The organism is Streptomyces sp. NPDC110618, from assembly GCF_055657065.1.
Window position 1 is genome coordinate 50975 of the sequence record NZ_JBVKBN010000001.1, and the last position, 26216, is coordinate 77190.

The following is a 26216-nucleotide window of genomic DNA, read 5'->3' on the forward strand; positions in this document are numbered from 1 at the left end:
ACACGGGATGGGCAGCCGTACCGCGCTGGTCGAGGATCTGATGGAGCGGTTTCCGCATGTGCCGCGGGAAGCCGTCTTCAAGGAGGACCTGCTCCGCGGCGGTGTCGCCTTCGACCCGTCCGCGCTGAGCGACAACGAGTCCGGCGAGGTCAAGCCGAAGTCGTACTTCATCTTCTCCTTCGACCACGGCACCCTGCCCGAGCTCGGCGAGGCCGCGCTGCGCCGTCCGCCGGAGGAGATCATCCTCACCGGCGGCCCGTACGACCTGCGCCGGACCGTGGTGTCGGTGCGGGTCAACCCGGCGTCGCCGTACCGCGTGGCCGCCGACGAGGACGGCATGCTCGGGCTGTACCTCGACGGGAAGCGGATCTCCGATGTCGGGGTGCCGCCGATGCCGGAGTACTACCGGCACAAGCTGTCCAACGGGAAGTCCGTGATGGAGGTCGCCCCGACCATCCAGTGGGGCTATCTGATCTACCTGACCGTCTTCCGGGTCTGCCAGTACTTCGGCGCCAAGGAGGAGTGCCAGTACTGCGACATCAACCACAACTGGCGCCAGCACAAGGCGGCCGGTCGGCCCTACACCGGGGTCAAGGACGTCGACGAGGTCCTGGAGGCCCTGGAGATCATCGACCGGTACGACACCGCCAAGACGTCCACCGCGTACACCCTCACCGGTGGCGCGATCACCTCGCAGGTCGGCGGCCGGGACGAGGCCGACTTCTACGGGCGGTACGCCAAGGCCATCGAGGAGCGCTTCCCCGGCCGCTGGATCGGCAAGGTCGTCGCCCAGGCGCTGCCGCGTGACGATGTGCAGCGGTTCAAGGACTACGGCGTGCAGATCTACCACCCCAACTACGAGGTGTGGGACGAGTACCTGTTCAAGATGTACTGCCCGGGCAAGGAGCGGTACGTCGGCCGCGATGTGTGGCACAAGCGGATCCTGGACTCGGCGGAGGTGTTCGGCGCCCGCAATGTGATCCCCAACTTCGTGGCGGGCGTGGAGATGGCCGAGCCGTTCGGCTTCAAGACCGTCGACGAGGCGATCGACTCCACCACCGAGGGCCTGCGCTTCTTCATGTCGCACGGCATCACGCCCCGCTTCACCACCTGGTGCCCGGAGCCGACGACCCCGCTCGGCAAGGCCAATCCGCAGGGCGCCCCGCTGGAGTACCACATCCGGCTGCTCCAGGCGTACCGGCAGACCATGGAGGACTTCGGGCTCTCCTCGCCCCCCGGCTACGGCCCGCCCGGACCCGGCCGTGCCGTCTTCTCGGTCAGCTCCTTCATGGACAGCCTGCCCGCCACGGAGCCGACCACCGTGTGACGGATGATCAACGCCGTGTGACGGACGTTGAACAAGGGGCGCCCGGGATCCGTACCACTCCTCGGAGTCGGTGCGGTGAACGGGCGCCTGTGGTATTTGAATAGCGCGCTTGTCAGTTGTGTCGAAGACGTGAAAAGCTCGTGCCCTGCCGCGAGGTTCCCCCCAACTCCATTGCCAATATGGCGAGTTGACCTCGCTCGTGGATGCAGGAGACTCATGCCCGACCTGCCGACCCCCCAGGACGCCGCCGAGGCCGCGCTGTTCTCCGAGTGCTGGGACGCGGTGCTCTCGTACGCCGACCTGTGCACGGCCGGTTCCACCGCCGCCAACGAGCTGGCCGCGGAGGCGTTCTCGACCGGGATGCGCGACATCCGTGCCGCCGAATCGTACGGAACCCGCCACGCCGGCCGCCGCTCACCCCGACTGCCCCGGATACCCCTGCTGTTGACCGCCGTGCGCACCACGGCGGCCGACTGGGAGGTCACCGGGCGCGGCAACCGGCTCGACCCCGAACTGCGGCTGTGGCTCAACTCGGAGAAGGCCGCCCGCTACGCCGGCCCCCCGCAGACCCGCCCGCTCGCCCTGCGCGCCCTGCGCGACATGCAGCAGCCGGACGCCGAACTGCTGTGGCTGGCCGAGGTGGAGGCGCTGCCGCTGGCCGTCGCCGCCCGCCGGCTCGGCCTGGACCCGGACACCGTCGCCGACGAACTCGCCCAGGTGCGCGGCCTGTTCCGGGACCGCTGCCACCGCAACCATCTGGACGCGCCGAAGGACCCCGAGTGCCGCGGCTACGTCCGTCTCCTCGACGCGGTGACCCGCTCCCCGATCGCCGAGACCCCGGACGACCTCTCCCGGCACCTGGCCACCTGCCAGGACTGCTCCGAGGCCGCCGCCTGTCTGCGCCTGCACGGCCTCGGCCTGCCCGCCGCCCTGGCCGGCGGCGTCATCGGCTGGGGCGGACTCGCCTACCTGGAGCGCCGCCGCCGGGCCGCCGAGGTCCGGCTGGGCGCCGGGCGCCCCGACACGCCCGGTTCCGACCACGACCACGCCGATCCGGCCGCGCAGAAGGCGAAGGCGGTGCGCGGCGGGCTGCTCGTCGCGGCCGGCCTGGTCTCCCTGCTCGCCCTCGGCGTGTCGATGATGCCGTTCGGCGGCTCGGGAACGGGCCCGCAGAACAGCGCCACCGGGGACCTCGCGGACCGCCAGCCGGTCGCGGACAACCCCGGCACCTCCTTCGAACCCTCCGCGGACGACAGCACCGCCCCGGGCGACTCCCCGAAGACCTCCCCGAAGCCCTCCGCCGACCCCACCGAGCCCGCCGGGAAGAGCGCCCGGGACACCGACCCCGAACCCCAGGGCAAGTCCTCCACCACCGCCCGGCCGACAACCGCCGCACCGGCGGCCTCCTGCAAGGTCCACTACGGCCTGGACAACCAGTGGCCCGACGGCTTCCAGGCCACCGTCACCCTCACCACCGAACAGCCCCTGGACACCTGGCAGCTCGCCTGGTCCTTCCGCGACGGCCAGCACATCGGCCAGATGTGGGACGCCACCTTCGTCCAGGAGGGCTCCCGGGTCACCGCCTCCGCCGCCTCCTACAACAGGGCGGTGCCCGCGGACGGCACCGTGACCTTCGGCTTCATCGGCTCGTGGGAGGGCGGCAACCGCCCCGCGTACGACTTCGAGCTGAACGGCGAGGAGTGCCGCACGGTCTGAGCGACCGGGCCCGTAAAACCCGTTGACGCGCCGCCCCGCCACCCGGCTACAGTGGCGGCGCATCACAGCGATGCGTGAACAACGAGCGTGAGAAGGAGGTGTCGACCGATGGCTGTCATTGCGATGGGCGCTGCCCGCATCCAGGAATCCATCACGTCCACCTCCGCGGCCACCGGCTGAACCCACCCAACCTCGCCGGGGCCCGACCTCTGTGAAGGGTCACCTCGTTGACTTCCACCTCTGTCTCCACCGCGCTGGCTCCTTACGGCTGGGACGCCGACTGGGCCGACGCGTTCATCCCGTACGAGGCCGAAGGGCTGCTGCCCGGCCGGGTCGTACGGGTCGACCGCGGGCAGTGCGATGTCGTCACCGCCGACGGGCCGCTGCGCGCCGACACCGCCTTCGTCACCCCGAACGACCCGATGCGGGTCGTGTGCACCGGGGACTGGGTCGCCGTCGAACCCGGTGGCAACCCCCGCTACGTACGCGCGTATCTGCCGCGCCGTACCGCCTTCGTGCGCTCCACCTCCTCCCAGCGGTCCGAGGGGCAGATCCTCGCCGCCAACGTCGACCACGCGGTCGTCGCCGTGTCCCTCGCGGTCGAGCTCGACCTCGGGCGCATCGAACGGTTCCTGGCGCTGGCCTGGGAGTCCGGGGCGCAGCCCGTGGTCGTGCTGACCAAGGCGGACCTGGTGCCGGACCCGGTGACGCTCGCGCACCTCGTGCAGGATGTCGAGACCTCCGCCCCCGGTGTGCCGGTACTGACCGTCAGCGCCCACCTCGACGAGGGGCTGGACGTGCTCACCTCCGTCATCGGCGGCGGTACGTCCGTGCTGCTCGGCCAGTCCGGCGCGGGCAAGTCCACCCTCGCCAACGCGCTGCTCGGCGAGGACGTCATGGACGTGCAGGCCACCCGGGACGTGGACGGCAAGGGACGGCACACCACGACCACCCGGAACCTGCTGGTCATGCCGGCCGGCGGGGTCCTCATCGACACCCCGGGGCTGCGCGGGGTCGGGCTGTTCGACGCCGGGAGCGGGGTCGGACAGGTCTTCGCCGAGATCGAGGAGCTGGCCGGCCGCTGCCGGTTCCACGACTGCGCCCACACCAGCGAGCCGGGGTGCGCGGTGCTCGCCGCGGTCGACTCCGGTGAGCTGCCGGTGCGGCGGCTGGAGAGCTACCGCAAGCTGATCCGGGAGAACCAGCGCATCGTCGCCAAGACGGACGCCCGGCTGCGCGCGGAGATCCGGCGGGACTGGAAGCGCAAGGGCGCCGAGGGCAGGGCCGCCATGGAGGCCAAGCGCAACGGCTGGCGGTGACCCCCTTCGGGGGTGTCATCGCGGTGTCCGAATCCCGCCAGCGCCGGTCGCGGAGCTGACCGAGACTGGACCGTGTGAAGGACGAGGACACCAGGTACGAGGCGGTGCGCAGCCGGGACGCCCGGTTCGACGGCGTGTTCTACTTCGCCGTCGAGACCACCGGCATCTACTGCCGGCCCAGCTGCCCCGCCGTCACCCCCAAGCGCCGCAACGTGCGCTTCTTCGCGACGGCCGCCGCCGCGCAGGGCTCCGGGTTCCGGGCCTGCCGGCGGTGCCGTCCGGACGCCGCGCCCGGATCGGCCGAGTGGAACGTCCGCGCGGACGTCGTCGGCCGGGCCATGCGGCTCATCGGCGACGGCGTCGTCGACCGCGAGGGCGTGGCCGGGCTGGCGGCCCGGCTCGGCTACAGCGCCCGGCAGGTGCAGCGGCAGCTCACCGGCGAGCTGGGCGCCGGGCCGGTCGCGCTGGCCCGAGCCCAGCGGGCGCACACCGCCCGGGTGCTGCTCCAGACCACCGACCTGCCGATCACCGAGATCGCCTTCGCGGCCGGATTCGCCAGCGTCCGCCAGTTCAACGACACCGTCCGGGCCGTCTACGCCCGTACCCCCACCGAGCTGCGCCGCGCCGCGGGCCGCCCCGCCCGGCGCGCCGCCACCCCGACCGCGGGCATCCCGCTCCGGCTCGCCCACCGCGGCCCCTACCAGCACGGCGCCGTCCTCGACCTGCTCCAGACCGAGGCGGTACCCGGCGTGGAGGAGGTCAGCGGCGAGCCGGGCCGCCGCACCTACCGGCGCACCCTGCGCCTGCCGCACGGCAGCGGCATCGCCGCCGTGGACGAACGGCCGGGCGGTACGGGCGGGGGCACGCACCCCGGGGGCTGGCTGGACGCCCGGCTCCACCTCACCGACCCCCGCGACCTCACCACCGCCGTCCAGCGCCTGCGCCGCCTGTTCGACCTGGACGCCGACCCCTACGCCGTCGACGAACGGCTCGGCGCCGACCCACGGCTCGCCCCGCTGGTCGCCGCCCGGCCGGGGCTTCGGTCACCCGGCGCCGCCGACCCCGAGGAAGTCGCCGTACGGGCGCTGGTGGGGTCCGCCGAGGCCGAGCGGCTGGTCCGGGCGTACGGCAAGGCGCTGGACGCGCCCTGCGGCAGCCTCACCCACCTCTTCCCGGAACCGGCCGTGATCGCCGAGGCCGAACCGCACGGCCCCTTGGGCGCCCTGTGCGCCGCCCTCGCCGACGGCACCGTACGCCTCGACCCGGGCGCCGACCGGGACGACGCCGAGGCGGCACTGCTCGCCCTGCCCGGCATGGACGCCCGTAGCGTGGCCGTGGTGCGCACCCGTGCCCTCGCCGACCCGGACGTGGCCCCGCCCGGAGCGGCCGTCCCCGACACCTGGCGCCCCTGGCGCTCCTACGCCCTACTGCACCTGCGCGCCGCAGGAGAGTTGGAGAACCCCTCATGACCACGCTCTGGACAAGCCTGGACAGCCCCCTGGGACCGCTCCTGCTCACGGCGGACGCGGCGACGGGAGCGCTGACGTCCCTGTCCGTCCCCGGCCAGAAGGGCGGACGGACGGTCGGGGAGGACTGGCGCCGCACCCCGGCGGCCTTCCGCGAAGCCGAGCGGCAACTGGCCGCCTACTTCGCGGGCGACCTGAAGGAATTCCACCTCCCCCTCCAACCCGAGGGCACCGAATTCCGCCGCAGGGTCTGGGCTGCCCTCGACACCGTCCCCTACGGCGCCACCACCACGTACGGCGCCGTCGCCGCCCTGATCGGCGCCCCTCGGGCCGCCGTACGGGCGGTGGGCGGCGCCATCGGCGCCAACCCCCTGCTGATCCTCCGCCCCTGCCACCGGGTCATCGGTGCGAACGGCACCCTGACGGGGTACGCGGGCGGCCTGGAACGCAAGACGGCTCTGCTCACGCTCGAACGCGCGCTCTAGTCCGCCAGCCCCCAGCTGTGGACCCGGCGCGGATGGATCCGGATCACCTCCGGGCTGAAGTGCGGGCCCAGCTCGTGCGGGCCGGTCAGCAGCTCCGCCTCACCGCGGATGTCGACCCCGCGCACCTTCCACGGCCGTACGCTCACCACGTCGTCCACGACCAGGCCGACCAGCGGGTTCGCCCGGAGATTGCGCCACTTCTTGGTACGGCCCATGGCCAGGCCGCCGATCAGGATCGTGCTGTCCTCCTGGAGGAAGAAGCCGACGGGGTTGGCCTGGGGCTGGCCGTGCGGGTCGACGGTGGCCATCCGGCCGATCCGCTGCGTCCGCAGGTAGGCCAGTTCCGCCTCGCTGAATGCGGTCATACGGTCAGCCAAGCACGGCCCCGGCACCCGCACATCGGCATGTCGACCTAGGACCCCGGCCCTACCCCCACACCACCACCCCCAGCCACGCCGCCGCGATCAGCAGGCAGGTGAAGAACTCCGCCAGGACGCTGGAGCCGCCCGAGCGCATGGCCGTACGCAGGGCGGCCATGGCCTCCGCGTGGCGGCCCAGGCGATGGCGCTCCTCCAGGTAGATGCCGGCCATGAAACCGGGGATCGCGCCGATCACGGGAATCAGGAAGAAGCCGAGGACCGCGCCCGCCCCGGCGTACGCGCCCATGCGGCGGGAGGCACCGCTCGCGCGCAGCCGGCGGGGCGGCAGCGCCCAGCGGACGACCTGGGAGAGGAACAGGGCGGCCGTGGCCGCGACCAGCAGCAGCCAGGCCTCCTGGCGAGGATCCTTCAGCGCCCACCACATCACCGCGGCCCAGACCAGCCACGAGCCCGGTACGCCGGGTACGAGCACTCCGCACAGGCCGAGCAGGATGACCATGCCGACCAGCAGGAGATCCCACACTCCCATCTGACCAGAGTGCAGGAGTCCCGGGATCCTCGCAGGTCAGCGGTTACGGGCCACCCAGCCCCGCTCGTAGGCGTGCCAGCCGAGCTGGAGCCGGGTGGTCACCCCGGTCAGCTCCATGAGCCGCTTCACGCGCCGCTGCACGGTCCGCAGGCCCAGATCCAGCTGCTTGGCCACGCTCGCGTCGGTCAGCCCCGCCAGCAGCAGCGAGAGCACCTCCAGATCGGTGGCGTCCGGGCCGTCCGGCTCCTCCTCGGTCACCCCGGACTCCCCGAGCCGCAGCGGCAGCGCGTCCCGCCACACCGACTCGAACAGGCCGGAGAGCAGTTCCAGCAGGCCGCTCGCGTGCACCACCAGCGCCGCGGGCTCGGACGCGGGCGAGGTCAGCGGTACGAGGGCCAGCGTGCCGTCGGCGATCACCAGTTTCGTCGGTACCTGGTCCACCACCCGCACCTGCTCGTCGCGGCCCAGCGCCGCCGACAGCTCGGTGATCCCCTGCGGCAGCTCGAACACCGAGCGCTCCACGACCACCCGGTAGCGCACCCCGCGGTCGGCGGCCCGCTCCTCGGCGTCGTTCTCCGTCCCGGACACCACCACCGGATCGCCGGTCACCAGCGCGCACACCTCCTGCGCGGCCCCGAGCTGGATCTGCAGGAACCGCCGCGCGACCGCGTCCGCGCCGGTCACCACCTCGACCAGGTCGTGCACGGCGGCCTCCGCTGCCCCCGCCCGGTACTCCTCCGCGAGCAGCGCCGCCGCCAGCTCGGCCTTCTCCAGCTCGTGCCGCTGCTGCGTGAGCAACGCCCCGAGCGCCACCCCGGGCGGCGCCGCGACCCAGCGCCCGGGCCGGGCCGAGGACTGCGCGGCCAGTCCCTGCCGCTCCAGCAGCCGCAGGGCACGCTCGGTCTCCCGCTCCCCGAGCGCCAGCCGCCGCGCCAGATCGGCGACATCGGCCGCGCCCGCCGACACCAGCGCCCGGTAGGCCGACTCATGCCTCTCGTCCAGCCCTATCGCTGCCAGCATCACTCTCCCAGTCGGTGCGGGGACATCCACGAGCCGCTCCATGGCGGGGAACGGCCAGGGCGGTCCATGGCGGTAACGGCCACGGCGGTCCGTGGCGGGAAACGGCCACGGCGCAAAACCGCCTCGGCACATCATCGCCGTACCGCCCGCCGCTCTGCCAAGGTGACGCCACCGCAGCATCAACCACCGCCCGTCATGCCCGCATTGGGCCACTTCGGCCTGCGCGCACAGCGCGCCCGCGGGCATACGGCAGCACCGGAGGAAGGCGACCTTGGGGAGAGCGATATCGAGGACGGCCCTCGGCGCGGCGACCGCCGCCGTCCTGGCCGTCACGACAGCCGTACCCGCGCAAGCGGCCGACGACAGGCCGACGGCGCCCACCGGCAGCCGGGCCGCCGCCGGCGCCGGTTCCGTCGTCACCCTCGTCACCGGCGACCGGGTCCTGGTGACCGGGGACGGGGCCGTGGCCCTGCCCGGTGACGACGGCCGGACGCCGCTCGTGCAGACCCGCAGATCGGGCGACGACCTGTACGTGTACCCCGACAGCGCCGTCGCCGCGCTCGCCGCGGGCCGCGTCGACGAGGAACTGTTCAACGTCACCGGCCTGGTCCGCCAGGGCTACGACGACGCCCACCGCGACACCCTTCCGCTGATCGCCGTCTACGGCTCGGGCGCCGTCCCGCGCTCCGCGCCGCGCGGCGCCGAACGCGGGATCGCCCTGGACTCGATCAACGGCGTAGCCCTGGAGGCGGACAAGGACCGGGCCGCCGGATTCTGGAACGAGGTCACGAAGACCCGCGCCCCGCTGAAGAAGCTGTGGCTCGACGCCAAGGTCGAGGCCGCGCTGGACCGTTCGACCGGCCAGGTCAACGCCCCGCAGGCGTGGGCGGCCGGCTACGACGGCAAGGGCACCAAGGTCGCCGTCCTGGATACCGGCGTCGACGCCGAACACCCCGACCTCAAGGGCCGGATCACCGCCTCGAAGAACTTCACCGACTCCGAGGACGCGGGCGACCGCGACGGCCACGGCACCCACACCACCTCCACCGTCGGCGGCACCGGCGCCGCGAGCGGCGGGAAGAACAAGGGCGTCGCACCGGGCACGGACCTGCTCAACGGCAAGGTCCTCAACGACTACGGCTACGGCGAGACCTCCTGGATCATCGCCGGGATGCAGTGGGCGGTCGACGAGGGCGCCGACGTCGTCTCCATGAGCCTCGGCAACCCCGCCCGCACCGACTGCTCCGACCCGATGGCCCAGGCCGCCGAGGAGCTGGCCCGCACCAGCGAGAACACCCTCTTCGTCATTGCCGCGGGCAACACCGGACCCGGCAACAACACGGTCTCCTCGCCCGGTTGCGCCCCCGGTGTCCTCACCGTCGGCGCCGTCGACCGCGACGACTCCACCGCCGCCTTCTCCAGCCGCGGCCCGGTGTACGGCGCACACACCCTCAAGCCCGAGATCACCGCCCCCGGCGTCGGTATCTCGGCCGCCAGGGCGGGTGGCCGGGGCGTGTACGCCTACCAGTCCATGAGCGGTACGTCGATGGCGACCCCGCACGTCGCGGGCGCCGCCGCGATCCTGCGGCAACGGCACCCCGACTGGAACGCCCGGCAGCTCAAGGCGGCCCTGGTCTCCTCCGCCGACAACGGAATCCCGGGCGACGTCCGGGAAACCGGGGGTGGACGCCTGGACGTCCGGGCCGCCGTGCGGCAGACGGTGCTCGGTGCGCCCGCCGTGCAGGGCGGCAGCTTCGACTGGCCGCAGCACCGCAGTGACCGCACCGAGGTGGCGGTGCCGTACACCAACACCGGCGACAGGCCGGTGCGGTTGAAGCTGTCGGTCACCGGCGTCACCGGCAACGACGGCTCGCCTGTCCGCTCGCCGATCGCCCGCCTCGGCGAGCGCACGGTCACGGTCCCGGCGGGCGGCACGGTCGAAGTCCCGCTGAGCGTCGACCCGACGGCGGCCCTCACCCGGGCCCAGTACGGTGACATCACCGGACGCGTCCTCGCCACGGCCGACGGGATCTCCGTCTCCACGCCGTTCGCGCTGTACGTACAGCCCGAAACGGTCACCCTGCGGGTCAAACTCGTCGACCGGCTGGGCAAGCCCGCCTCCGGCGCCTCCTCGGTCGACCTGATCGGCACCGACGACGCGAGCGGGGAGCGCCGCTTCAACGAGGGGGCCACGGACCAGACGTACGCCGTCCGCCCCGGCAGCTACTTCCTCTCCTCCTTCGTCACCACCCCGCGGGACGGGGGGACGGCGGTGGACTCCCTCACCTATCTCGCCCGGCCCCAGCTGGAGATCCGCGGTGACACGACCGTCGTCCTCGACGCCCGCAAGGCGCACCGGCTGAGCATCGAGACCGACCGGCCGTCCGAAGTCCGCGGCGCCACCCTCGGGTTCGCCCGCAGCTGGGACGACACCTGGCTGCACGCGGGCACGGTCAACGGCAACCGGACCGTCGGCGGCTACTACGCCTCCGTCACCGGCACGGCCCGTGACGGGGACTTCGAGTTCACCAGCTTCTGGCGCGCCTCGGCCCCGCAGATCTCCGAACTCGCCGTCGTCGGCGGCAAGAAGCTCCACCCGACCACCGGTCACCTCGGCTCGGCCAACCTCGACGGCACCGGACAGGCCGCCCTGTTCGACGCCAAGTCCGGTACGGAGAAAGACCTTTCGGGCGCGAAGGGCAAGGTCGCGTTGGTGCACCTGCCGGACGGTGAGGGCGTCGGGGCGGTCGCGGCGCGCGCCGAGGCCGCGGGAGCCGTGGCGCTGCTGGTGTACCGGGACGCGCCGGGCCGCTGGTACCCGTCGTTCGGCTTCGCGGGCGGACCCCTGCCCGTGCTCTCCGTACCGGCCGACGAGGCCACCGCCCTGCTCGCGGCCGGTGAGGTGACCCTGCGCTGGAAGGCCACCGCCAAGAGCCCGTACGTCTACAACCTCGCCTTCCCCGAGACCGGCCAGGTCCGGTCGGAGCGTGCCTACCGGGTGCGGGACGCGCACCTGGCGTCGACCCGGGCGACGTACCGCTCGATGGCCGGCACCGGGACCGACCACGTCGACCTTGAGTCGGCGACCCGGCCGGGCGGACTGTCCGCCGCCTTCGGCCAGATCGAGACCGTGCCCGCGCCGTTCACCCGTACCGAGTACCACTCCACGGGCGGCACCGCCTGGCGGCAGGACGTCTCCAGCAGCTTCCCGTGGGGCGAGTTCCTGACCGAGCCCGCGCGCACGTACAAGAAGGGCGAGCACGGCACCGAGGAGTGGTACGGCGGGGTCGTCACGCCGGTCGCCCCGCTCGACGAGCAGGGCCGCCAGGCGCTCGCCGGTGAACGCCAGGGAGACCTGATCGGCGTCGCGCCCGCCATGTGGGGCGACAGCCAACACCAGGGAATCCAGGGGAGCTTCGGTGACATCGGCTCCATGACGCTCAAGCGGAACGGGGAGAGCGTCGGCGAAAGCCCGTACCCGTTCGGGGTGTTCGAGGTCCCGGCCGAGGAGTCCGCGTACGAACTGACTCTGAGCACGACCAAGTTCGGCCAGCCCGCACGGGTGTGGAACCGGTCCACGGCCACCACGACCACCTGGTCCTTCCGCTCCGCGCGCGACGAGGACACGTACTCGCAGGGCATCCCGCTGCTCTTCCCCCGCTACGGCCTCCCCGAGGACGGGCTGAAGACGCTCCCCGCCACGAACGGGCAGCGCCTCACCCTCGCCGCGACCGGCCACGCGGGCTACCGCCCCGGTGAGTTGACCGAGGTACGGCTCTCCTACTCGTACGACGAGGGCGAGACCTGGACCGAGGCGCGCACCGTCCGGCGCGGCGGCGCGTGGGAGGCGCTCGTGGACCACGACGGCGCGAGCGGGAAGCAGGTCACGCTGAAGGCCGAACTGACGGACGCCGAGGGCGCCTCCGTCACCCAGACCGTGCACCGCGCCTACGACGTGCGCTGACGGTCGCCAAGTCGTCGCCGGGCGGTCCTCCTGTGGGGGGTAGGGCCGCCCGGCGACTCCCATCCCGCCATAATCGCAACGCTGTTCGCACCCTCACCCGATTTCGGCTTGCCCCGTTTTCATCCGGCCCGACCGGTGGACAATTAGGGGCATGAGCCAGCAGGGGGGTAGGTCCACCGGCCGCGAGGACGACTGGTGGACACAGCTGTACGACGACTCCACCCAGGACACCGGGCCCACGGCGGCCCCGGACTCGGTGGACGACCGGTTCGAGTCCGCGTCCGGCACGCTGGGCAGGACCGTTCCGGACCTCGAACCGCGCATCCCCACACCCCGCCAGACCTCACCACCGGCCCCGGCCGGGCAAGCGCCGAAGCGTTTCGACGAGCCGCCCGTCCGCTTCGACAAGCCGCCCCTGCACACCGAACAGCCCTCCGCCCCGCCGCCGGACGACCGCCCCGCCCCGCCCCCGGCGCCCGCCACCGTCGACTACGTCGGCTCCGGCCCGCCCACCTACGACCCCGAACCCACCGCCCTGCCGCCCGCCGACCCCGAGGACCTGGACGACCTCGTCGCCGACACCGTCCTGGACGGCGCCCGCTACGGAGCCTGCACCCTGCGCGCAGCCTCCCTCCGCGGCGACTCCGCCCGCTTCCGGGGCGAACCCCGCCGCGACTGTCTGCTCACCGCCCGCTTCGGCACCGGCGACAGCGCACTGGTCCTCGTCGCCATGGCCACCGGCGCCCGCGCCACCCCCGGCGCCCACCGCGCCGCCACCGAGGCCTGCCAGTGGATCGGCCGGGCCGTCGGCCGCAGCCACGCCCGGCTCGCCGAGGACATCCGCGCCGCCCGCCGCGGCGACCTGAAGTCCGGCCTGCACCGGCTCACCGACCGCAGCCTCGGCAAACTCCGCGCCAGCGCCACCGGACAGGGCATCGACCCGGAGGAGTACGCGGCCACCCTGCGCTGCCTGCTGCTGCCCGCCGACCCCGAGTGCCGTATCCGCGTCTTCTTCGGCGTCGGCGCGGGCGGCCTGTTCCGGCTCCGGGACGGCGAGTGGCAGGACATCGAGCCGCGGGTCGTCGACGCCACCGGCGACGCGGTCGTCGGATTCGGCTCGCTGCCCGCCGAGACCCCCGAGGGCGACCGGCTCACCATGGACCTGGGCATCCCCACGCCGCCGAGCCCGTACGAACCGGCCCCCGAGCCGCCCCGGGAGCCCTTCCGGTTCCGGGCCTCGGTAGCCCGGCCGGGTGACACGCTGCTGATGTGCACCAGCGGTCTCGCCGAACCCCTGCGCGGCGAGCCGGAACTCACCGCCCACCTCACCGACCGCTGGTCGGGCCCCACCCCGCCCGGTCTCGCCGCCTTCCTCGCCGACGTCCAGGTCCGCGTCAAGGGCTACGCCGACGACCGTACGGCCGCCGCCGTCTGGGAGAGCTGACCGAGCGAACACCGCGCCGCTGTGCCTCCAATGGAACCCAGAGGGATCGAAGGCGACCGAAGGGGCACCCGGCAGTCATGGCCAAGCAGAACGTGGCGGAACAGTTCGTCGACATCCTCGTCCGGGCCGGCGTGGAGCGCCTGTACGGGGTCGTCGGCGACAGCCTCAACCCTGTCGTGGACGCCGTGCGCCGCCACCGCGGCATCGAATGGGTGCACGTCCGGCACGAGGAGACCGCCGCCTTCGCGGCCGGCGCGGAGGCGCAGATCACCGGGAAGCTGACGGCCTGCGCGGGCTCCTGCGGCCCCGGCAACCTGCACCTCATCAACGGCCTCTACGACGCCCACCGCTCCATGGCCCCGGTGCTCGCCCTCGCCTCGCACATCCCGTCCAGCGAGATCGGCCTGGGCTACTTCCAGGAGACGCACCCGGGCCGGCTGTTCCAAGAGTGCAGTCACTACTGCGAGATGATCTCCCATCCGCAGCAGATGCCGCGCCTGCTGCAGACCGCCATCCAGCACGCGATCGGCCGCTCCGGCGTCAGTGTCGTCTCCCTGCCCGGGGACATCGCCGACCAGCCCGCCCCCGCCAAGCCCGTGGAGACCGCCCTGGTCACCACCCGGCCCACGGTCCGCCCCGGCGATGCCGAGATCGACCGGCTGGTGGAGATGATCGACGCCGCCGAGAAGGTCACCCTGTTCTGCGGCAGCGGCACCAAGGGCGCGCACGCCGAAGTCATGCAGTTCGCCGAGAAGATCAAGTCGCCGGTCGGGCACGCCCTGCGGGGCAAGGAATGGATCCAGTACGACAACCCGTTCGATGTCGGCATGAGCGGGCTGCTCGGCTACGGCGCCGCCTACGAGGCCACCCACGAGTGCGATCTGCTGATCCTGCTCGGCACGGACTTCCCGTACAACGCCTTCCTGCCGGACGACGTCAAGATCGCCCAGGTCGACGTCCGGCCCGAACACCTCGGCCGCCGCTCCAAGCTGGACCTCGCGGTCTGGGGCGACGTCCGCGAGACCCTGCGCTGTGTGATCCCGCGCGTCCGCGCCAAGAACAGCAGGCGCTTCCTGGACAAGATGCTGAAGAAACACGCGGACGCGCTGGAGGGCGTGGTCAAGGCGTACACCAGGAAGGTCGAGAAGCACGTCCCGATCCACCCCGAGTACGTCGCCTCCGTCCTGGACGAACTCGCCGACGACGACGCCGTCTTCACCGTCGACACCGGCATGTGCAACGTCTGGGCCGCCCGGTACATCACCCCCAACGGCCGCCGCCGGGTGATCGGTTCCTTCTCCCACGGCTCGATGGCGAACGCCCTGCCCATGGCGATCGGCGCCCAGTTCACCGACCGTGGCCGCCAGGTCGTGTCGATGTCCGGCGACGGCGGATTCGCCATGCTGATGGGCGACTTCCTCACCCTCGTCCAGTACGACCTGCCGGTGAAGGTGATCCTCTTCAACAACTCCTCGCTCGGCATGGTCGAACTGGAGATGCTGGTCGCCGGACTGCCCTCCTACGGCACCGCCAACAAGAACCCCGACTTCGCCGCCGTCGCCCGCGCCTGCGGCGCCCACGGCATCCGCGTGGAGAAGCCCAAGCAGCTCGCGGGCGCCCTGAAGGCCGCCTTCAAGCACAAGGGCCCGGCGCTCGTCGACATCGTCACCGACCCCAACGCCCTGTCCATCCCGCCGAAGATCAGCGCCGAGATGGTCACCGGCTTCGCCCTGTCCGCCTCGAAGATCGTCCTGGACGGCGGTGTCGGCCGCATGCTCCAGATGGCCCGCTCCAACCTCCGCAACGTGCCGAGGCCCTGACGGTCAGGCGTACGGCCCCCACTCGCGGGCCTCGGTGTCGTACAGGTACCGGGGCAGGCCCTTGATGGCGGTCGTACGGAACGGGCGGCCGTCGTCGTCGACGCGGATCGTGCCGGTGCGGCCCTGGGAGGACCAGTCCAGCTCCAGGTACCAGTCACAGGCGCAGCCCTCGGTGCGGGCGGTGACGAGCAGGACCTCGGGGTCCTCGGCGGAGACCCGGTAGGGCAGGCGCATCGCCGGGATCGGCGTGCCCGCGTCGCTGCCGTCCATCGGGCGGGCGATCGGCCGGTCCTTGTCCAGGTCGACGCTGAAGAAGCGCGGGGTCAGCGCGCCGCCGCAGCCCTGGTCCATGGCGTACGCGTTGCCCTGGAGCGGCGCCGTGCGGCCGACCACCCGGACCCGCAGCGCCTCCAGGACGACCGCCGTGGACGTCCGGCCCTGCACCGAGATCCGCACGATGGTCTCCCGCCCGTGCACCGCGCCCTGCGAACCGGCCCAGGTGCGGGCGTCCTGCGCCGGCGGGGGCGGCGCCACCCGCGCCGGGGGACGGTCGATGACGTAGTCGTGCCCGCAGCCCTCCGCCCATACGTGGGAATCGGCGCTCCAGGTCAGCGGGACCCCGCTGACGGGCTTGCCCTTCTGCGTGGACTGCGCGCCCGTGGTCGGCCCGTTCTGCGGGGACGACGGTTTCGCCGAGCCGCCTTCGGACGTGGACCGGGATCCGGAGGGGGACGGCGGGGTGGTCGTCGGGGCGGGGGAGGTGCGTCGCGGGTCGGCAGGCGCGGAGGTGCCCGGTCCGGCCCCGGTACGCCGTCCGTCGTTCCCGCGTCCGTTCCCGTCGGTGTCGAGGGCGGTGAGCGTGCCCACAGTCGCGAGCAGGACGGCGGCCACGGCGGCGGCGACGGTGACCCGGCGGCGGCGGTACCAGGGGCGGGGGCCGGGGGGTGGAGCCGGGTGCGGCTGGGGGGCCGGGGTGGCGTCCTCCTCTTCCGGGGGTGCCGGTGTCGCGGCGGGTTCCTCGGGGGCAGCTGCCTCTGCCGGCTCCGCCTCTGCCGGCTCCGCCTGTGTTGGCTCCGCCTCTTGCGGCTCCGCCGACTCCTCCGGCTGCGCCCCCTTGGGCCGCTGGCGCGCCGCCACCGCCAGCAGCCACAGGCGGTGGAGCTCCATCCGCTCCTCCGCCGACGCCCCGCACAGCGCGGCGAAGCGCTCCACCGGGGCGAAGTCCTGCGGGACCGCGTCCCCGGCGCAGTAGCGGTGCAGCGTGGAGGTGTTCATCCCGAGCCGGCGCGCCAGCGAGCCGTAACTGCGGTCGGTCCGCTCCTTGAACCGGCGCAGCAGACCGGCGAACTCGGCGACCTCGTCCTGTCCCGACACCATTCCCCCGTGTCGTCCGGCCCGGGACGGCATCCCAGGCACCTCATATACCTGCACGTCAGACGGCATGGGATGGTTCCACCGCCTGGGAAGTGCCATCCCCGCTTGCGTCCGGTCCCGAAGGCCGCCGATGCTCTTGGTGTCGCACCGACGGCCGCCGGACCGACCAGCCCGCGGCGCGGTGACGACTTCTCGCACCCACACGTCACTCACCGGGGGACACCCATGCACAAGCGCACCCGAGCAGGCGCCGTAGCCGCAGTCACCGTCGCCGCCGTAGCCGCCGGCGCGGCCCTCACCGTACCGGCCGGAGCCTCTCCGCGGGTGGGCAGCGCGCCCCGCTTCCTGTCCGCCTCCGAACTCCCGCCGCACCCCTCCTCCGCCTGGACCGCGGACAAGGTCAAGCCCGGTATGCCGGACGAGCTGCGGTACTGCCTGGAGGAGCCGCTGCTCGCCTACGACATGAGCTACCGCGCCTTCCGCACCGACCTGGACACCACCGCCCGCCAGCTGACGGTCGTGGTCGGCACCAAGGCCAAGGCGAAGGCGCTGGCGGACAGCCTCAACAAGGCGTACAAGAAGTGCGCCAAGCGCGCCGACGCCCAGCCGGACCTGGAGGCGACGTACAAGTCGTACGGCTCGCTGTCCGTGGAGGAGGGCGCCCGGGTGCACGGCATGCACGTCGAGACGTCCTGGGGCGCCAACGACGTCGAGCTGCTCTCCGTCGGCCGGGACGGCCGCACGGTGACCGTCGTGCACTGGTCGCAGATGGGCGATCTGTCCCACGCCCCGCTCGCCGCGTTCAAGAAGACCACCAAGAGGGCGGTCAACAAGCTCTACTGACCAGCACCGCCGGGGGGCGCCGGGTGTGCCCTCCCGCCACGGGGGCGGGAGGGCACACCCGTTTCCCGTGGCCGAACGCCCGGTAGTTGATGATTCGACATGACTGCCGCGTGCCCGAACGGGCATGGATCCCCGTGAACGTGTTCGAGGAGGGGAACGGACATCGGCACGCGGGCGGGGGTCATGAAGAGGCAGGCACGAGGGGGCGGTCCCATCGCGATCGGGGCCTTCTCGGCGGATACGGAGGAACGGGCGGAGGACGCCGGGCGACCGGCGGCGACCTGTGGGCTCAGGCGCAGACTCGGGCGCGCCGACCTCAGCGCGGTGCCCGAGGCCCGCAAGGAGCTCAGGGAGCTGCTGCACGACTGGGGCAGGCCCGGGCGTTCGGCGATAGCGGAGCTGCTGACCAGCGAACTCGTCACCAACGCGCTCGTCCACACCGACCGGGAGGCGGTGCTGACCGCGACCGTGAGCCCGAGCGCCCTGCGGGTGGAGGTGCGGGACTTCGTGGCGCGCCGGCCGAGGCTGCGCGTACCGGACGCCGACGACGGTACGCACGGCAGGGGCCTGGTGCTGGTGGAGTCGCTGGCGGACGCGTGGGGGGTACGGCCGCACGGGGTGGGCAAGTCCGTGTGGTTCGAGCTGGACGCGGAGGCGGCATAACGACGGGAGGGGGCCGGGGCGTGCGCCCCGGCCCCCTCCCGTGATCTGTTCGCGAGGAGCGGTTTTCAGCCGAACTGCTGCTCCAGGTCCTTGAGCTTGCGCTCCAGGGAGTCAAGGCGCGGCAGGGCCATTGTGTCGTCCTCCGCGGTGAGGTCGACGGTCACGGACTCAGACCCTTTGCGTACGGGCTGAAGCGAGGGACGGGTACGGACGGGCAGCTGTTCCGGCGCCGATATGGCAGGCTCCGCGGCGGCCCGGTCCGAGCCGCGCTCGACCGCTACCTCCACCTCGACCTCCCGGCCGCCGCCGCGGCCCACGAAGCCGCGGTGGCCGCGGCTGATGGCCCGCAGCTGGGCGCGCTCCACCCGCTCGGCCTCGCGGCGCAGCCGGCGCTGCTCCTCCTTCTTGACCTTGTCCTCGCGGACCTCCTCGACGGCCTCGTCGAGGCTGCGCACGCCCTCCAGGAGCATGAGGGACCACGCCTTGTAGGTCTCGCGGGGGGCGCGCAGCCAGCGGACGATACGGATCTGCGGCAGCGGCCTGGGCACCAGGCCCTGTTCGCGCAGGGCGGCCCGGCGGGTCTGCTTCAGCGCGCGGTCGAAGAGCACCGCCGCCGACAGGGACATGCCGGCGAAGAAGTGCGGGGCGCCGTCGTGGCCGACGCCGCGCGGGGCGTGCACCCAGTTGAACCAGGCCGCGGCGAACGCGAAGGTCCACACGAGTATCCGGGAGCCGAGCGCCGCGTCGCCGTGGCTCGCCTCGCGCACCGCGAGCACGGAGCAGAACATCGCGGCACCGTCCAGGCCGAACGGGACCAGGTACTGCCAGCCGTTGGTGAGGCCGAGGTTCTGCTCGCCGAAGCCGACCAGGCCGTGGAAGGAGAGTGCCGCGGCCACCGCGGCGCAGCAGAACAGGAGCACGTAGGAGACGGTGCCGTATATGGCCTCCTTGCGCCTGCGTCGCTCCTCGCTGCGCTCCCACGAGTCGTCGGCACTCGTGTCCTTCCCCGAGGAGCGCTTTCCGCGCGCGAGCACCGCCACCGCCGCCAGCGTGCCCAGGAGCAGTACGGCGCCCGGAAGCAGCCAGTTCAGCGATATGTCGGTCAGTCTCATCTAGGGGTCCCTTGCATTGGGATAGGGCGTAACGCCCGCCATAGTGGCCCAATCCCAGCGGCCCTCAGGGGGTTTCGGGGCAAGAGGCCGCCAAGGAAGTGCGAGGGGGATACCCAGGACGGCTTTCTGCTCGAACTGCCGCTTGAGGGGCGGGAGTTGAGTTCGAATAAGACTACCCGTACGGGTGGTTCCACGGAAAGTTCCCGCGACGAGTGAGAAAATTGTGAAACCCCTGTAACCGCGCGCGCGGTCCAGGGGTCTCGATCTTACGGGGGCGCGCGGGGTGCTCGTGACCGCGCGCGGGGCTCAACTCGCCGTCGCCAGAAGCTTGGTGACGCGGTCGGAGGCGCAGGTGCGGGGGCAGCCGGCGCAGGTGTCCTCGGGGCGCAGGGTGTAGAACATGCAGCAGCTCACCCGGTCCCGGGTGGGCAGCGACTCGCCGTTCGGGCCGGTCAGCACGCGGAAGGCGGCGGAGCCGGCGTACGGCTTGGTCGAGCCGGGCAGCAGCAGCTCCAGTTCGCGGGTGGCGCGCTCGCGCTCCTGCTCGCCGAACAGACCGGCGACGTACCACAGGCTCTCGACGATCTCGTCGGTCGCCATGCCCCACAGGGCGCGGCCGCGGCGGCGCATGCGCGGGCCGAATCCGTCGAGCACGGGTTCGAGGTGTTCGGCCACGGCCGCGCGGACCTCGGCGCGCAGGGCCTCCTCGTCGGGGACCACCCGGGCGCCGGGCAGGGCGGCGGCAGGGTCGCCCGGCAGACAGGCGAAACCGGCGGTGGGGCGGACGGCGAGGTGGCCCATGGTGAAGTCGGGGGCCGTGCGGTTGTAGGAGACATGCGTCACGGGCAGGCGCGGGACGCGGCGGTGCAGGAACCAGGGGAGGGTGATCAGCAGGCAGACGGGCCAGGCGTACCGGTGCAGGCCGAAGGTGGCGGTGACGTCCGGGCGGGCGCGCTGCTCGTAGTCGCGCAGTATCTGGGCGTCGTCCCAGGCCAGGAAGGAGTCGAGGGCGGCCCCGGCGGCGAGGTCGGCGGTGTGGATCCAGCCGGGGCCGGTGGGCAGGGGGTCCGCCGGGCCCAGCTCGGTGACTCCGAGTGACGGGAGGACCTCGGTGAGCCGCGCGTACGCGTCCGATGTGGCCGAACGGGGCACAGGCATCCGGAACTCCCGAGTCGAGGTCGTTTGAGGTAAGGCTTACCTTACCCAAGATCTCCGGGATTTGAACTGCCGCCCCGTGCGCTTATGGTGCTTGACGGGCGAGTAACAACCCGCCGTAATGACCCCAAGTACCGAAACGTCCGGAGGAGGAGCCCGTGAACCAGGCTGCGCAGGGCTCCGCCGAGGCGCGGGCCGCCGAGAGCCCCGGAACACCCCGGTCGAGGGACGCCGCCCGGGTCCCGGCCCAGCACGCCGCCGACAGCCCGGACCGGGTGCGCGGCGAGCACACCCACAGCGAGACGCCCATCCCGCGGCCCCGGGCCGCCGTGCAGCGCTCCTCGGTACGCGGCCAGATCCTCGACGCCCTGCGCACGGCCCTGGTGACCGGGGAGTTGACCCCCGGCGAGGTCTACTCGGCCCCATTCCTCGGCGACCGCTTCGGCGTCTCCGCCACCCCGGTCCGTGAGGCGATGCAGCAACTGGCCCTGGAGGGCGCGGTGGAGGTCGTGCCCAACCGCGGCTTCCGGGTGGTCAAGCGCGGCGCCCGCGAGCTGGCCGAGCTGGCCGAGGTACGGTCGCTGATCGAGACCCCGGTCATCCTGCGCCTGGCCCGTACCGTGGCCCCCGAGCGCTGGGCGGACCTGCGCCCCCTGGCGGACGCGACGGTACGCGCGGCCGCGCTCGGCTGCCGGGCGACCTACGCCGAAACGGACCGCGCCTTCCACACCGCGATCCTCTCCCTCTCGGGCAACGAACAACTGGTCCACGTGGCCGAGGACCTGCACCGCCGCTCCCAGTGGCCGCTCTACGGCACACCCCCGGCCCTGGTCCGGGCCGAACTCCTCGCCGACGCGTCCGAACACACGGCCCTGCTGGACGCCCTGGCCGCCCGCGACCTGGACGCGGTGCGGGTGCTGGTGGGGGAGCACTTCGCGGGGGCGTCCTGACGCTGCTGAGGCCGCTCGGATGCCGCGCGGATCGCGCCCGGATGCCGTGCGTATGCCGTGGGCGGCCCCCGTCGCGGCGGGGTGACTGACGGTTCTGGGCGCTCGGGGTCGGCGCGGGCGCAGGCTTCTCGGCGTGTCCGTGGCCCGCATCCGCCAGTCACGTCACCTCAAGCCGTGGCCGCCCCCGGCGTCGGTGTCCCCGGGGTCGACAAGTGGCGGGCCAGCCAGGTCGGTACGCCGCCCAGGAGGCGGAACAGGCGCCGGGCCTCCTCGCGCAGACGGGACGCCTCCGGTTCCGGCTCGGTGTCGGCCAGCGAGGCCAGCGCCGGGGCCGTGCCGACCAGGTAGCCCAACTCCTCGCGGATCCGCAGGGATTCGGCGAAGCCGTGCCGGGCCTCCGCCAACTCGCCCTCCCGCAGCGCCAGTCCGGCCAGGTGGCGCCAGGTGAAGGAGAGGAGCAGCGGGTCGGCGTGAGCCGTCGCCGCCGCGTGGGCGCGGCGGTAGGCCGCCCGCGCCGCCTGCGGAGAGCGGGCCACGTTCTCCGCCAGCAGGCCCCGCCGGTAGTCCAGCAGTGCCCGTCCCGGCGCCCCCGGAGGGATCAGCGCCGCCGCCCGGCCCAGCGCCGCCCGCGCCTCGTCGGCCCGGTCGCGGACCGTGTGCAGCGTGGCGGCGTACGCAAGTTGCCCTCGTTCACAAGCGGCCGCCCCGCGCTCCTCGTCGGTGTGCGCCACCGCCTCCGCCGTACGCAGCGCGTCCTCCGCGTCCTGCCAGCCCTGCTCGGTGTACAGGCACCGCTCGACCAGCAGCGCGGCCCGTTGCAGGGCCGCCGCCGGGGTGTCGGGCCGCAGCAGGGCGGCCGCGTCGTCCCAGCATCCGCGCGAGCGCAGCCGCCATACCGCGGTCTGGAGTGGATCGTCACCGGCGGTCGTTCCGTTACCAGACATGGCGGTATGCGCCACGTTGCCCTCCCCGAGCACGCCATTGAGCTTTGGTGGTGGCGGCATTTCAGCATCTGCGGACCGTGCGGGCCAAGAGGGTAGGTGAAAGATTTCACAAAGTCGTGGGATCTTGGCCCGGTCCGAGGACGCCGCCACGACGGTCCGGGGCCGCCGCCGAGACCTCAACTCATGCGCAGCGCCAGGAAGAAATCAAGCTTGTCCTCAAGTCGGGACAGGTCCCGGCTCGTCAACTGCTCGATTCGCCCGACCCGGTAGCGCAGCGTGTTGACGTGCAGGTGCAGCCGGGTCGCGCAGCGCGTCCAGGAGCCGTCGCAGTCCAGGAACGCCTCCAGCGTCGGGATCAACTCCGCGCGGTGGCGCCGGTCGTAGTCGCGCAGCGGGTCCAGCAGCCGCGCGGTGAAGGCGCGCCGCACGTCGTCGGGGACGAACGGCAGCAGCAGCACGTGCGAGGCCAGCTCCTGGTGCCCGGCCGCGCAGACCCGGCCGGGGCGCGCCGCGGCCACCCGGCGGGCGTGCCGTGCCTCCTCCAGCGCCCCGCGCAGCCCCTCCGCCGAGTGGACGGCGGCGCTGACGCCGAGCGTGACCCGGCCGTCGTCGTCGAGCCCGGCCGACAGCGGGTCGCGCACGGACTCCAGCAGCAGGTCGGCGAGGATGCCCTCCTCCGAGCCGTCGTGCTCGGCGGACACCGCGGGCAGCGGGACCAGCGCGATCGCCTCGTCGCCGGTGTGCGCCACGGCGATCCGGTCCGAGGGCTCCGGGCCGGTGGTCAGCGGGTCGACCAGGATCTCCTCCAGCAGCGACTGGGCCACCGGACCGCCCTCCACCTCGCCGCCCTCCCACTCGACCCTGGCCACCACGACCTGCCAGTGCGGGGCCGCGCCCAGCCCCGGCAGCAGCACCGGGGCCGCGACCCGCAGGCGGGCGGCGATCTCGGCGGGCGCCGCGCCCGTCTGGACCAGCTCCAGCACCTCCTGGGCGAGCCTGCGCCGCACCGTGCGGGCGGCGTCCCGGCGGTCCCGCTCGACCGCGATCAGCTGGGTGACGCCCTGGAGCAGGTCCAGCCGCTCCTCCGGCCAGTCCCCGGCGTCCGCCTCCACCGCCAGCAGCCAGTCCGACAGCACCGTCTCGCGCACGTCCCGCGAGGCCTGCGGGGCGCGCCCGGTGCTGCGGATCGGGAACAGGGAGTACGGCGTCGAGCCGAGCGTCACCCGGTGCGGGCCGCGCCGCCCGGTGCGGGCCGCGGCCAGGTGCTCGGCGGCGAGCTTGGCGCACAGGTCGGCCCCGAGCACCGGGCCGCCCACCTTCGGCCCCGCGATCAGCCGCCCGGTGGGGGAGAGCACCCACGCCCGCAGGTCCAGGTCCGAGCCCAGCAGGTCCAGCACCACGTCCGGGCCGCCGCCCGCCGGGCCGGACGTCATCATCCGGCGGTGCCGGTCCACGACCGCCGCGAGGTCCCCGGCGCGCTCGCCGGAGACCTGCCGCACGACATGCTCGGTGATGGTGGCGAAGGCGACCGACTCGTGCACCGCGAACAGCGGCAGCCGGTGCTTGGCGCAGGCCGCCACCAGGTCCTCCGGGACCGGACCCAGCTCGGCCTCACCGGCGGCGAGGGCGGCCACCCCGGCCTGCGCCAGGATCCGTACGAACGGCTCGGAGTCCGCGGCGTCCCGGCGCCAGGCCAGACCCGTCAGCACCAGCTCGCCGCCCGCCAGATAGCGGCTGGGGTCGCGCAGGTCCGTGGTCATCACGCCCCGGACGGTGCGGTCCAGCTCGTCCTCGCCGCCGAGCAGCTTCAGGCCCAGCGCGTCGGTGTCCAGCAGTGCGCGCAGCCGCATTCTCGTCGCCGCCGTTCCTTGTCTCGAAATCTACGATGGATCCAGGTATGGGTGAGGCCCCGGCCCGTCCGGCGGGCCGGTGAGCAGGGCTCGCCGCCCCGAGGGGCGCGTTTCGGCTGTGTCCCAGGTCACGTGGCGTGCGTCGCACGTTTCCACAGCAAAACCAGGAGGTTACTGAGGCCCTCCGTTTATATGAATCTACAAGATGACCGACCTGGCCAGCCAACTCCTTCATGGTTTCCGTGACTGACCCCGGCGGAGTACAGCGCTGTGTACTGACCTCACTCCGCGTAAACAGCACATGAACGAGCCGCGCCCGCCGCACACGGATTGGCTCAATCTGTACGACCCACGAGACGAAGAAGAGAGCCGGTCATGGACTTCCTTCGCCCCGCCAGCTGGGAGGAGGCGCTCGCCGCTAAGGCCGAGCACCCCACCGCTGTGCCGATTGCGGGTGGCACCGATGTGATGGTCGAGATCAACTTCGACCACCGCCGGCCCGAGTACCTCCTCGACCTGAACCGTGTCGGAGACCTCTACGAATGGGAGGTCGGCGAGGAGAGTGTGCGGCTCGGTGCCTCCGTTCCGTACACGCAGATCATGGAGCACCTGCGCACCGAACTGCCGGGTCTCGCCCTCGCCTCGCACACCGTCGCCTCGCCGCAGATCCGCAACCGCGGCGGCGTCGGCGGCAACCTCGGCACCGCCTCCCCGGCCGGCGACGCCCACCCCGCCCTGCTGGCGGCCGGCGCCGAGGTCGAGGTGGAGTCGGTGCGCGGCAGCCGCCGCATCCCGATCGACGAGTTCTACACCGGCGTCAAGCGCAACGCGCTCGCGCCCGACGAGCTGATCCGCGCCGTCCACATCAAGAAGGCGGACGGACCCCAGCAGTACTCCAAGGTCGGCACCCGCAACGCCATGGTCATCGCGGTGTGCGCCTTCGGCCTCGCCCTGCACCCCGAGACCCGGACCGTCCGTACCGGCATCGGCTCGGCGGCGCCGACCCCCGTCCGGGCCAAGGCCGCCGAGGAATTCCTGAACGCCGCGCTGGAGGAGGGCGGCTTCTGGGACAACGGCAAGATCATCACCCCCTCGGTCGCCAAGCAGTTCGCCGAGCTGTGCTCCGCCGCCTGCAACCCGATCGACGACGTCCGGGGCACCGCGAGCTACCGGCGCCACGCGGTCGGCGTCATGGCCCGCCGCACCCTGACCTGGACCTGGGAGTCGTACCGCGGCACCGCCGCCCGCACGGAGGGAGTCGCCTGATGCGCGTCAACTTCACTGTCAACGGACGTCCGCAGGAAGCCGACGACGTGTGGGAGGGCGAGTCCCTGCTGTACGTGCTGCGCGAGCGGCTCGGCCTGCCGGGCTCGAAGAACGCCTGCGAGCAGGGCGAGTGCGGCTCCTGCACGGTCCGCCTGGACGGCGTGCCGGTGTGCGCCTGTCTGGTCGCCGCCGGACAGGTCGAGGGCCGCGAGGTCGTCACCGTCGAAGGCCTCGCCGACTACGCCAAGCAGCGCGCCGAGCACGGCGGTTGCGCCTCCGGCGCCTGCGGCACCTCGGTCGACGAGGCCCAGCGCTGGCAGGCCAAGGGCCAGGACTCGCAGACCGGCGAGGGCACCGAACTCTCCCCGATCCAGCAGGCGTTCATCGACGCCGGCGCCGTTCAGTGCGGCTTCTGCACCCCCGGACTGCTGGTCGCCGCCGACGAGATGCTGGAGCGCAACCCCAACCCCAGCGACGCGGACATCCGCGAAGCCCTCTCGGGCAACCTGTGCCGCTGCACCGGCTACGAGAAGATCATGGACGCGGTCCGCCTCGCGGCCGCCCGGCAGGGAGAGGCGGTCTGACCCCG

21 protein-coding genes are annotated in these 26216 nt (G+C 72.9%); 13 read left to right on the top strand and 8 right to left on the bottom strand.

Annotation, left to right across the window (positions count from 1 at the left end; genetic code table 11):
• Positions 1-7: 7 nt before the first annotated feature.
• The 5 genes from ACZ7L7_RS00220 (at position 8) to ACZ7L7_RS00240 (ending at position 6313) form a co-directional block, all read left to right on the top strand.
• Entirely contained in the window at positions 8-1327 is a 1320-nt protein-coding gene (locus ACZ7L7_RS00220; RefSeq protein WP_285513010.1) for a radical SAM protein, read from the top strand.
• A gap of 216 nt (positions 1328-1543) precedes the next feature.
• Positions 1544-3043: a cellulose-binding domain-containing protein gene (locus ACZ7L7_RS00225; RefSeq protein WP_285513009.1), complete on the top strand. Its 1500-nt coding sequence runs from the start codon at positions 1544-1546 to the stop codon at positions 3041-3043.
• A gap of 227 nt (positions 3044-3270) precedes the next feature.
• Positions 3271-4362 carry a ribosome small subunit-dependent GTPase A gene (gene rsgA, locus ACZ7L7_RS00230; protein WP_285513008.1) on the top strand — a complete coding sequence of 364 codons (1092 nt, stop codon included), beginning with the start codon at positions 3271-3273 and terminating at the stop codon, positions 4360-4362.
• A 74-nt stretch (positions 4363-4436) separates the two neighbouring features.
• Positions 4437-5831 (top strand): bifunctional transcriptional activator/DNA repair enzyme AdaA, encoded by a 1395-nt coding sequence (locus ACZ7L7_RS00235; RefSeq protein ID WP_471592858.1) that lies wholly within the window; start codon positions 4437-4439, stop codon positions 5829-5831.
• Entirely contained in the window at positions 5828-6313 is a 486-nt protein-coding gene (locus tag ACZ7L7_RS00240; RefSeq protein ID WP_453602884.1) for a methylated-DNA--[protein]-cysteine S-methyltransferase, read from the top strand. The genes ACZ7L7_RS00235 and ACZ7L7_RS00240 overlap by 4 nt, the downstream gene beginning before the upstream one ends.
• Here ACZ7L7_RS00240 and ACZ7L7_RS00245 read toward each other — a convergent pair.
• The 3 genes from ACZ7L7_RS00245 to ACZ7L7_RS00255 all read right to left on the bottom strand — a co-directional run bounded on the left by ACZ7L7_RS00245 (position 6310) and on the right by ACZ7L7_RS00255 (position 8242).
• Positions 6310-6678 carry a PPOX class F420-dependent oxidoreductase gene (locus ACZ7L7_RS00245; protein WP_472074274.1) on the bottom strand — a complete coding sequence of 123 codons (369 nt, stop codon included), beginning with the start codon at positions 6676-6678 and terminating at the stop codon, positions 6310-6312. The two genes, ACZ7L7_RS00240 and ACZ7L7_RS00245, sit on opposite strands and share 4 nt — an antisense overlap.
• Before the next feature lie 61 nt (positions 6679-6739).
• Positions 6740-7222 (bottom strand): DUF456 domain-containing protein, encoded by a 483-nt coding sequence (locus ACZ7L7_RS00250; protein ID WP_285513004.1) that lies wholly within the window; start codon positions 7220-7222, stop codon positions 6740-6742.
• Positions 7223-7258: 36 nt separating this feature from the next.
• A complete protein-coding gene (locus tag ACZ7L7_RS00255) occupies positions 7259-8242 on the bottom strand; it encodes a helix-turn-helix domain-containing protein (protein ID WP_471430166.1) in 984 nt (327 codons plus the stop codon).
• A gap of 271 nt (positions 8243-8513) precedes the next feature.
• Between ACZ7L7_RS00255 and ACZ7L7_RS00260 the strand changes: the two genes are divergently transcribed.
• From ACZ7L7_RS00260 to ACZ7L7_RS00270, 3 genes are all read left to right on the top strand, one after another.
• On the top strand, positions 8514-12206 hold the full coding sequence (locus tag ACZ7L7_RS00260) for a S8 family peptidase (protein WP_472074275.1): 3693 nt from the start codon (positions 8514-8516) through the stop codon (positions 12204-12206).
• A 151-nt stretch (positions 12207-12357) separates the two neighbouring features.
• Positions 12358-13650: a protein phosphatase 2C domain-containing protein gene (locus ACZ7L7_RS00265; RefSeq protein WP_285513001.1), complete on the top strand. Its 1293-nt coding sequence runs from the start codon at positions 12358-12360 to the stop codon at positions 13648-13650.
• A 77-nt stretch (positions 13651-13727) separates the two neighbouring features.
• Positions 13728-15470 (top strand): pyruvate dehydrogenase, encoded by a 1743-nt coding sequence (locus ACZ7L7_RS00270; RefSeq protein ID WP_472074276.1) that lies wholly within the window; start codon positions 13728-13730, stop codon positions 15468-15470.
• A 3-nt stretch (positions 15471-15473) separates the two neighbouring features.
• Here the strand turns inward: ACZ7L7_RS00270 and ACZ7L7_RS00275 are convergent, their stop codons facing one another.
• Complete coding sequence (locus tag ACZ7L7_RS00275) at positions 15474-16847, bottom strand: helix-turn-helix domain-containing protein (protein WP_472074277.1); 1374 nt, start codon at positions 16845-16847, stop codon at positions 15474-15476.
• Positions 16848-17069: 222 nt separating this feature from the next.
• Here ACZ7L7_RS00275 and ACZ7L7_RS00280 point away from each other — a divergent pair, with 222 nt between their 5' ends.
• Together ACZ7L7_RS00280 and ACZ7L7_RS00285 are read left to right on the top strand one after the other, a co-directional pair.
• On the top strand, positions 17070-17687 hold the full coding sequence (locus ACZ7L7_RS00280; RefSeq protein ID WP_453602873.1) for a hypothetical protein: 618 nt from the start codon (positions 17070-17072) through the stop codon (positions 17685-17687).
• A 183-nt stretch (positions 17688-17870) separates the two neighbouring features.
• Entirely contained in the window at positions 17871-18350 is a 480-nt protein-coding gene (locus ACZ7L7_RS00285) for an ATP-binding protein (protein ID WP_285512997.1), read from the top strand.
• A gap of 65 nt (positions 18351-18415) precedes the next feature.
• Here the strand turns inward: ACZ7L7_RS00285 and ACZ7L7_RS00290 are convergent, their stop codons facing one another.
• Together ACZ7L7_RS00290 and ACZ7L7_RS00295 are read right to left on the bottom strand one after the other, a co-directional pair.
• The gene (locus ACZ7L7_RS00290) at positions 18416-19462 is read right to left on the bottom strand and encodes a DUF2637 domain-containing protein (protein ID WP_093718690.1); all 1047 of its coding nucleotides are present in this window, start codon (positions 19460-19462) and stop codon (positions 18416-18418) included.
• Between the two features lie 306 nt (positions 19463-19768).
• Positions 19769-20620 carry a (2Fe-2S)-binding protein gene (locus tag ACZ7L7_RS00295; RefSeq protein ID WP_285512996.1) on the bottom strand — a complete coding sequence of 284 codons (852 nt, stop codon included), beginning with the start codon at positions 20618-20620 and terminating at the stop codon, positions 19769-19771.
• A gap of 155 nt (positions 20621-20775) precedes the next feature.
• On the opposite strand from ACZ7L7_RS00295, the gene ACZ7L7_RS00300 reads away from it, so the two are divergent.
• A complete protein-coding gene (locus ACZ7L7_RS00300; RefSeq protein ID WP_285512995.1) occupies positions 20776-21567 on the top strand; it encodes a GntR family transcriptional regulator in 792 nt (263 codons plus the stop codon).
• Positions 21568-21734: 167 nt separating this feature from the next.
• Here the strand turns inward: ACZ7L7_RS00300 and ACZ7L7_RS00305 are convergent, their stop codons facing one another.
• Positions 21735-22511, bottom strand: a complete 777-nt coding sequence (locus ACZ7L7_RS00305; RefSeq protein WP_285512994.1) for a hypothetical protein — start codon at positions 22509-22511, stop codon at positions 21735-21737.
• A 176-nt stretch (positions 22512-22687) separates the two neighbouring features.
• A complete protein-coding gene (locus ACZ7L7_RS00310) occupies positions 22688-24361 on the bottom strand; it encodes a PucR family transcriptional regulator (RefSeq protein WP_453602868.1) in 1674 nt (557 codons plus the stop codon).
• 375 nt (positions 24362-24736) lie between these two features.
• Here ACZ7L7_RS00310 and ACZ7L7_RS00315 point away from each other — a divergent pair, with 375 nt between their 5' ends.
• Together ACZ7L7_RS00315 and ACZ7L7_RS00320 are read left to right on the top strand one after the other, a co-directional pair.
• On the top strand, positions 24737-25627 hold the full coding sequence (locus ACZ7L7_RS00315) for an FAD binding domain-containing protein (protein ID WP_472074278.1): 891 nt from the start codon (positions 24737-24739) through the stop codon (positions 25625-25627).
• Entirely contained in the window at positions 25627-26211 is a 585-nt protein-coding gene (locus ACZ7L7_RS00320; RefSeq protein WP_261719795.1) for a (2Fe-2S)-binding protein, read from the top strand. Before ACZ7L7_RS00315 ends, ACZ7L7_RS00320 begins: the two co-directional genes overlap by 1 nt.
• Positions 26212-26216: the final 5 nt, after the last annotated feature.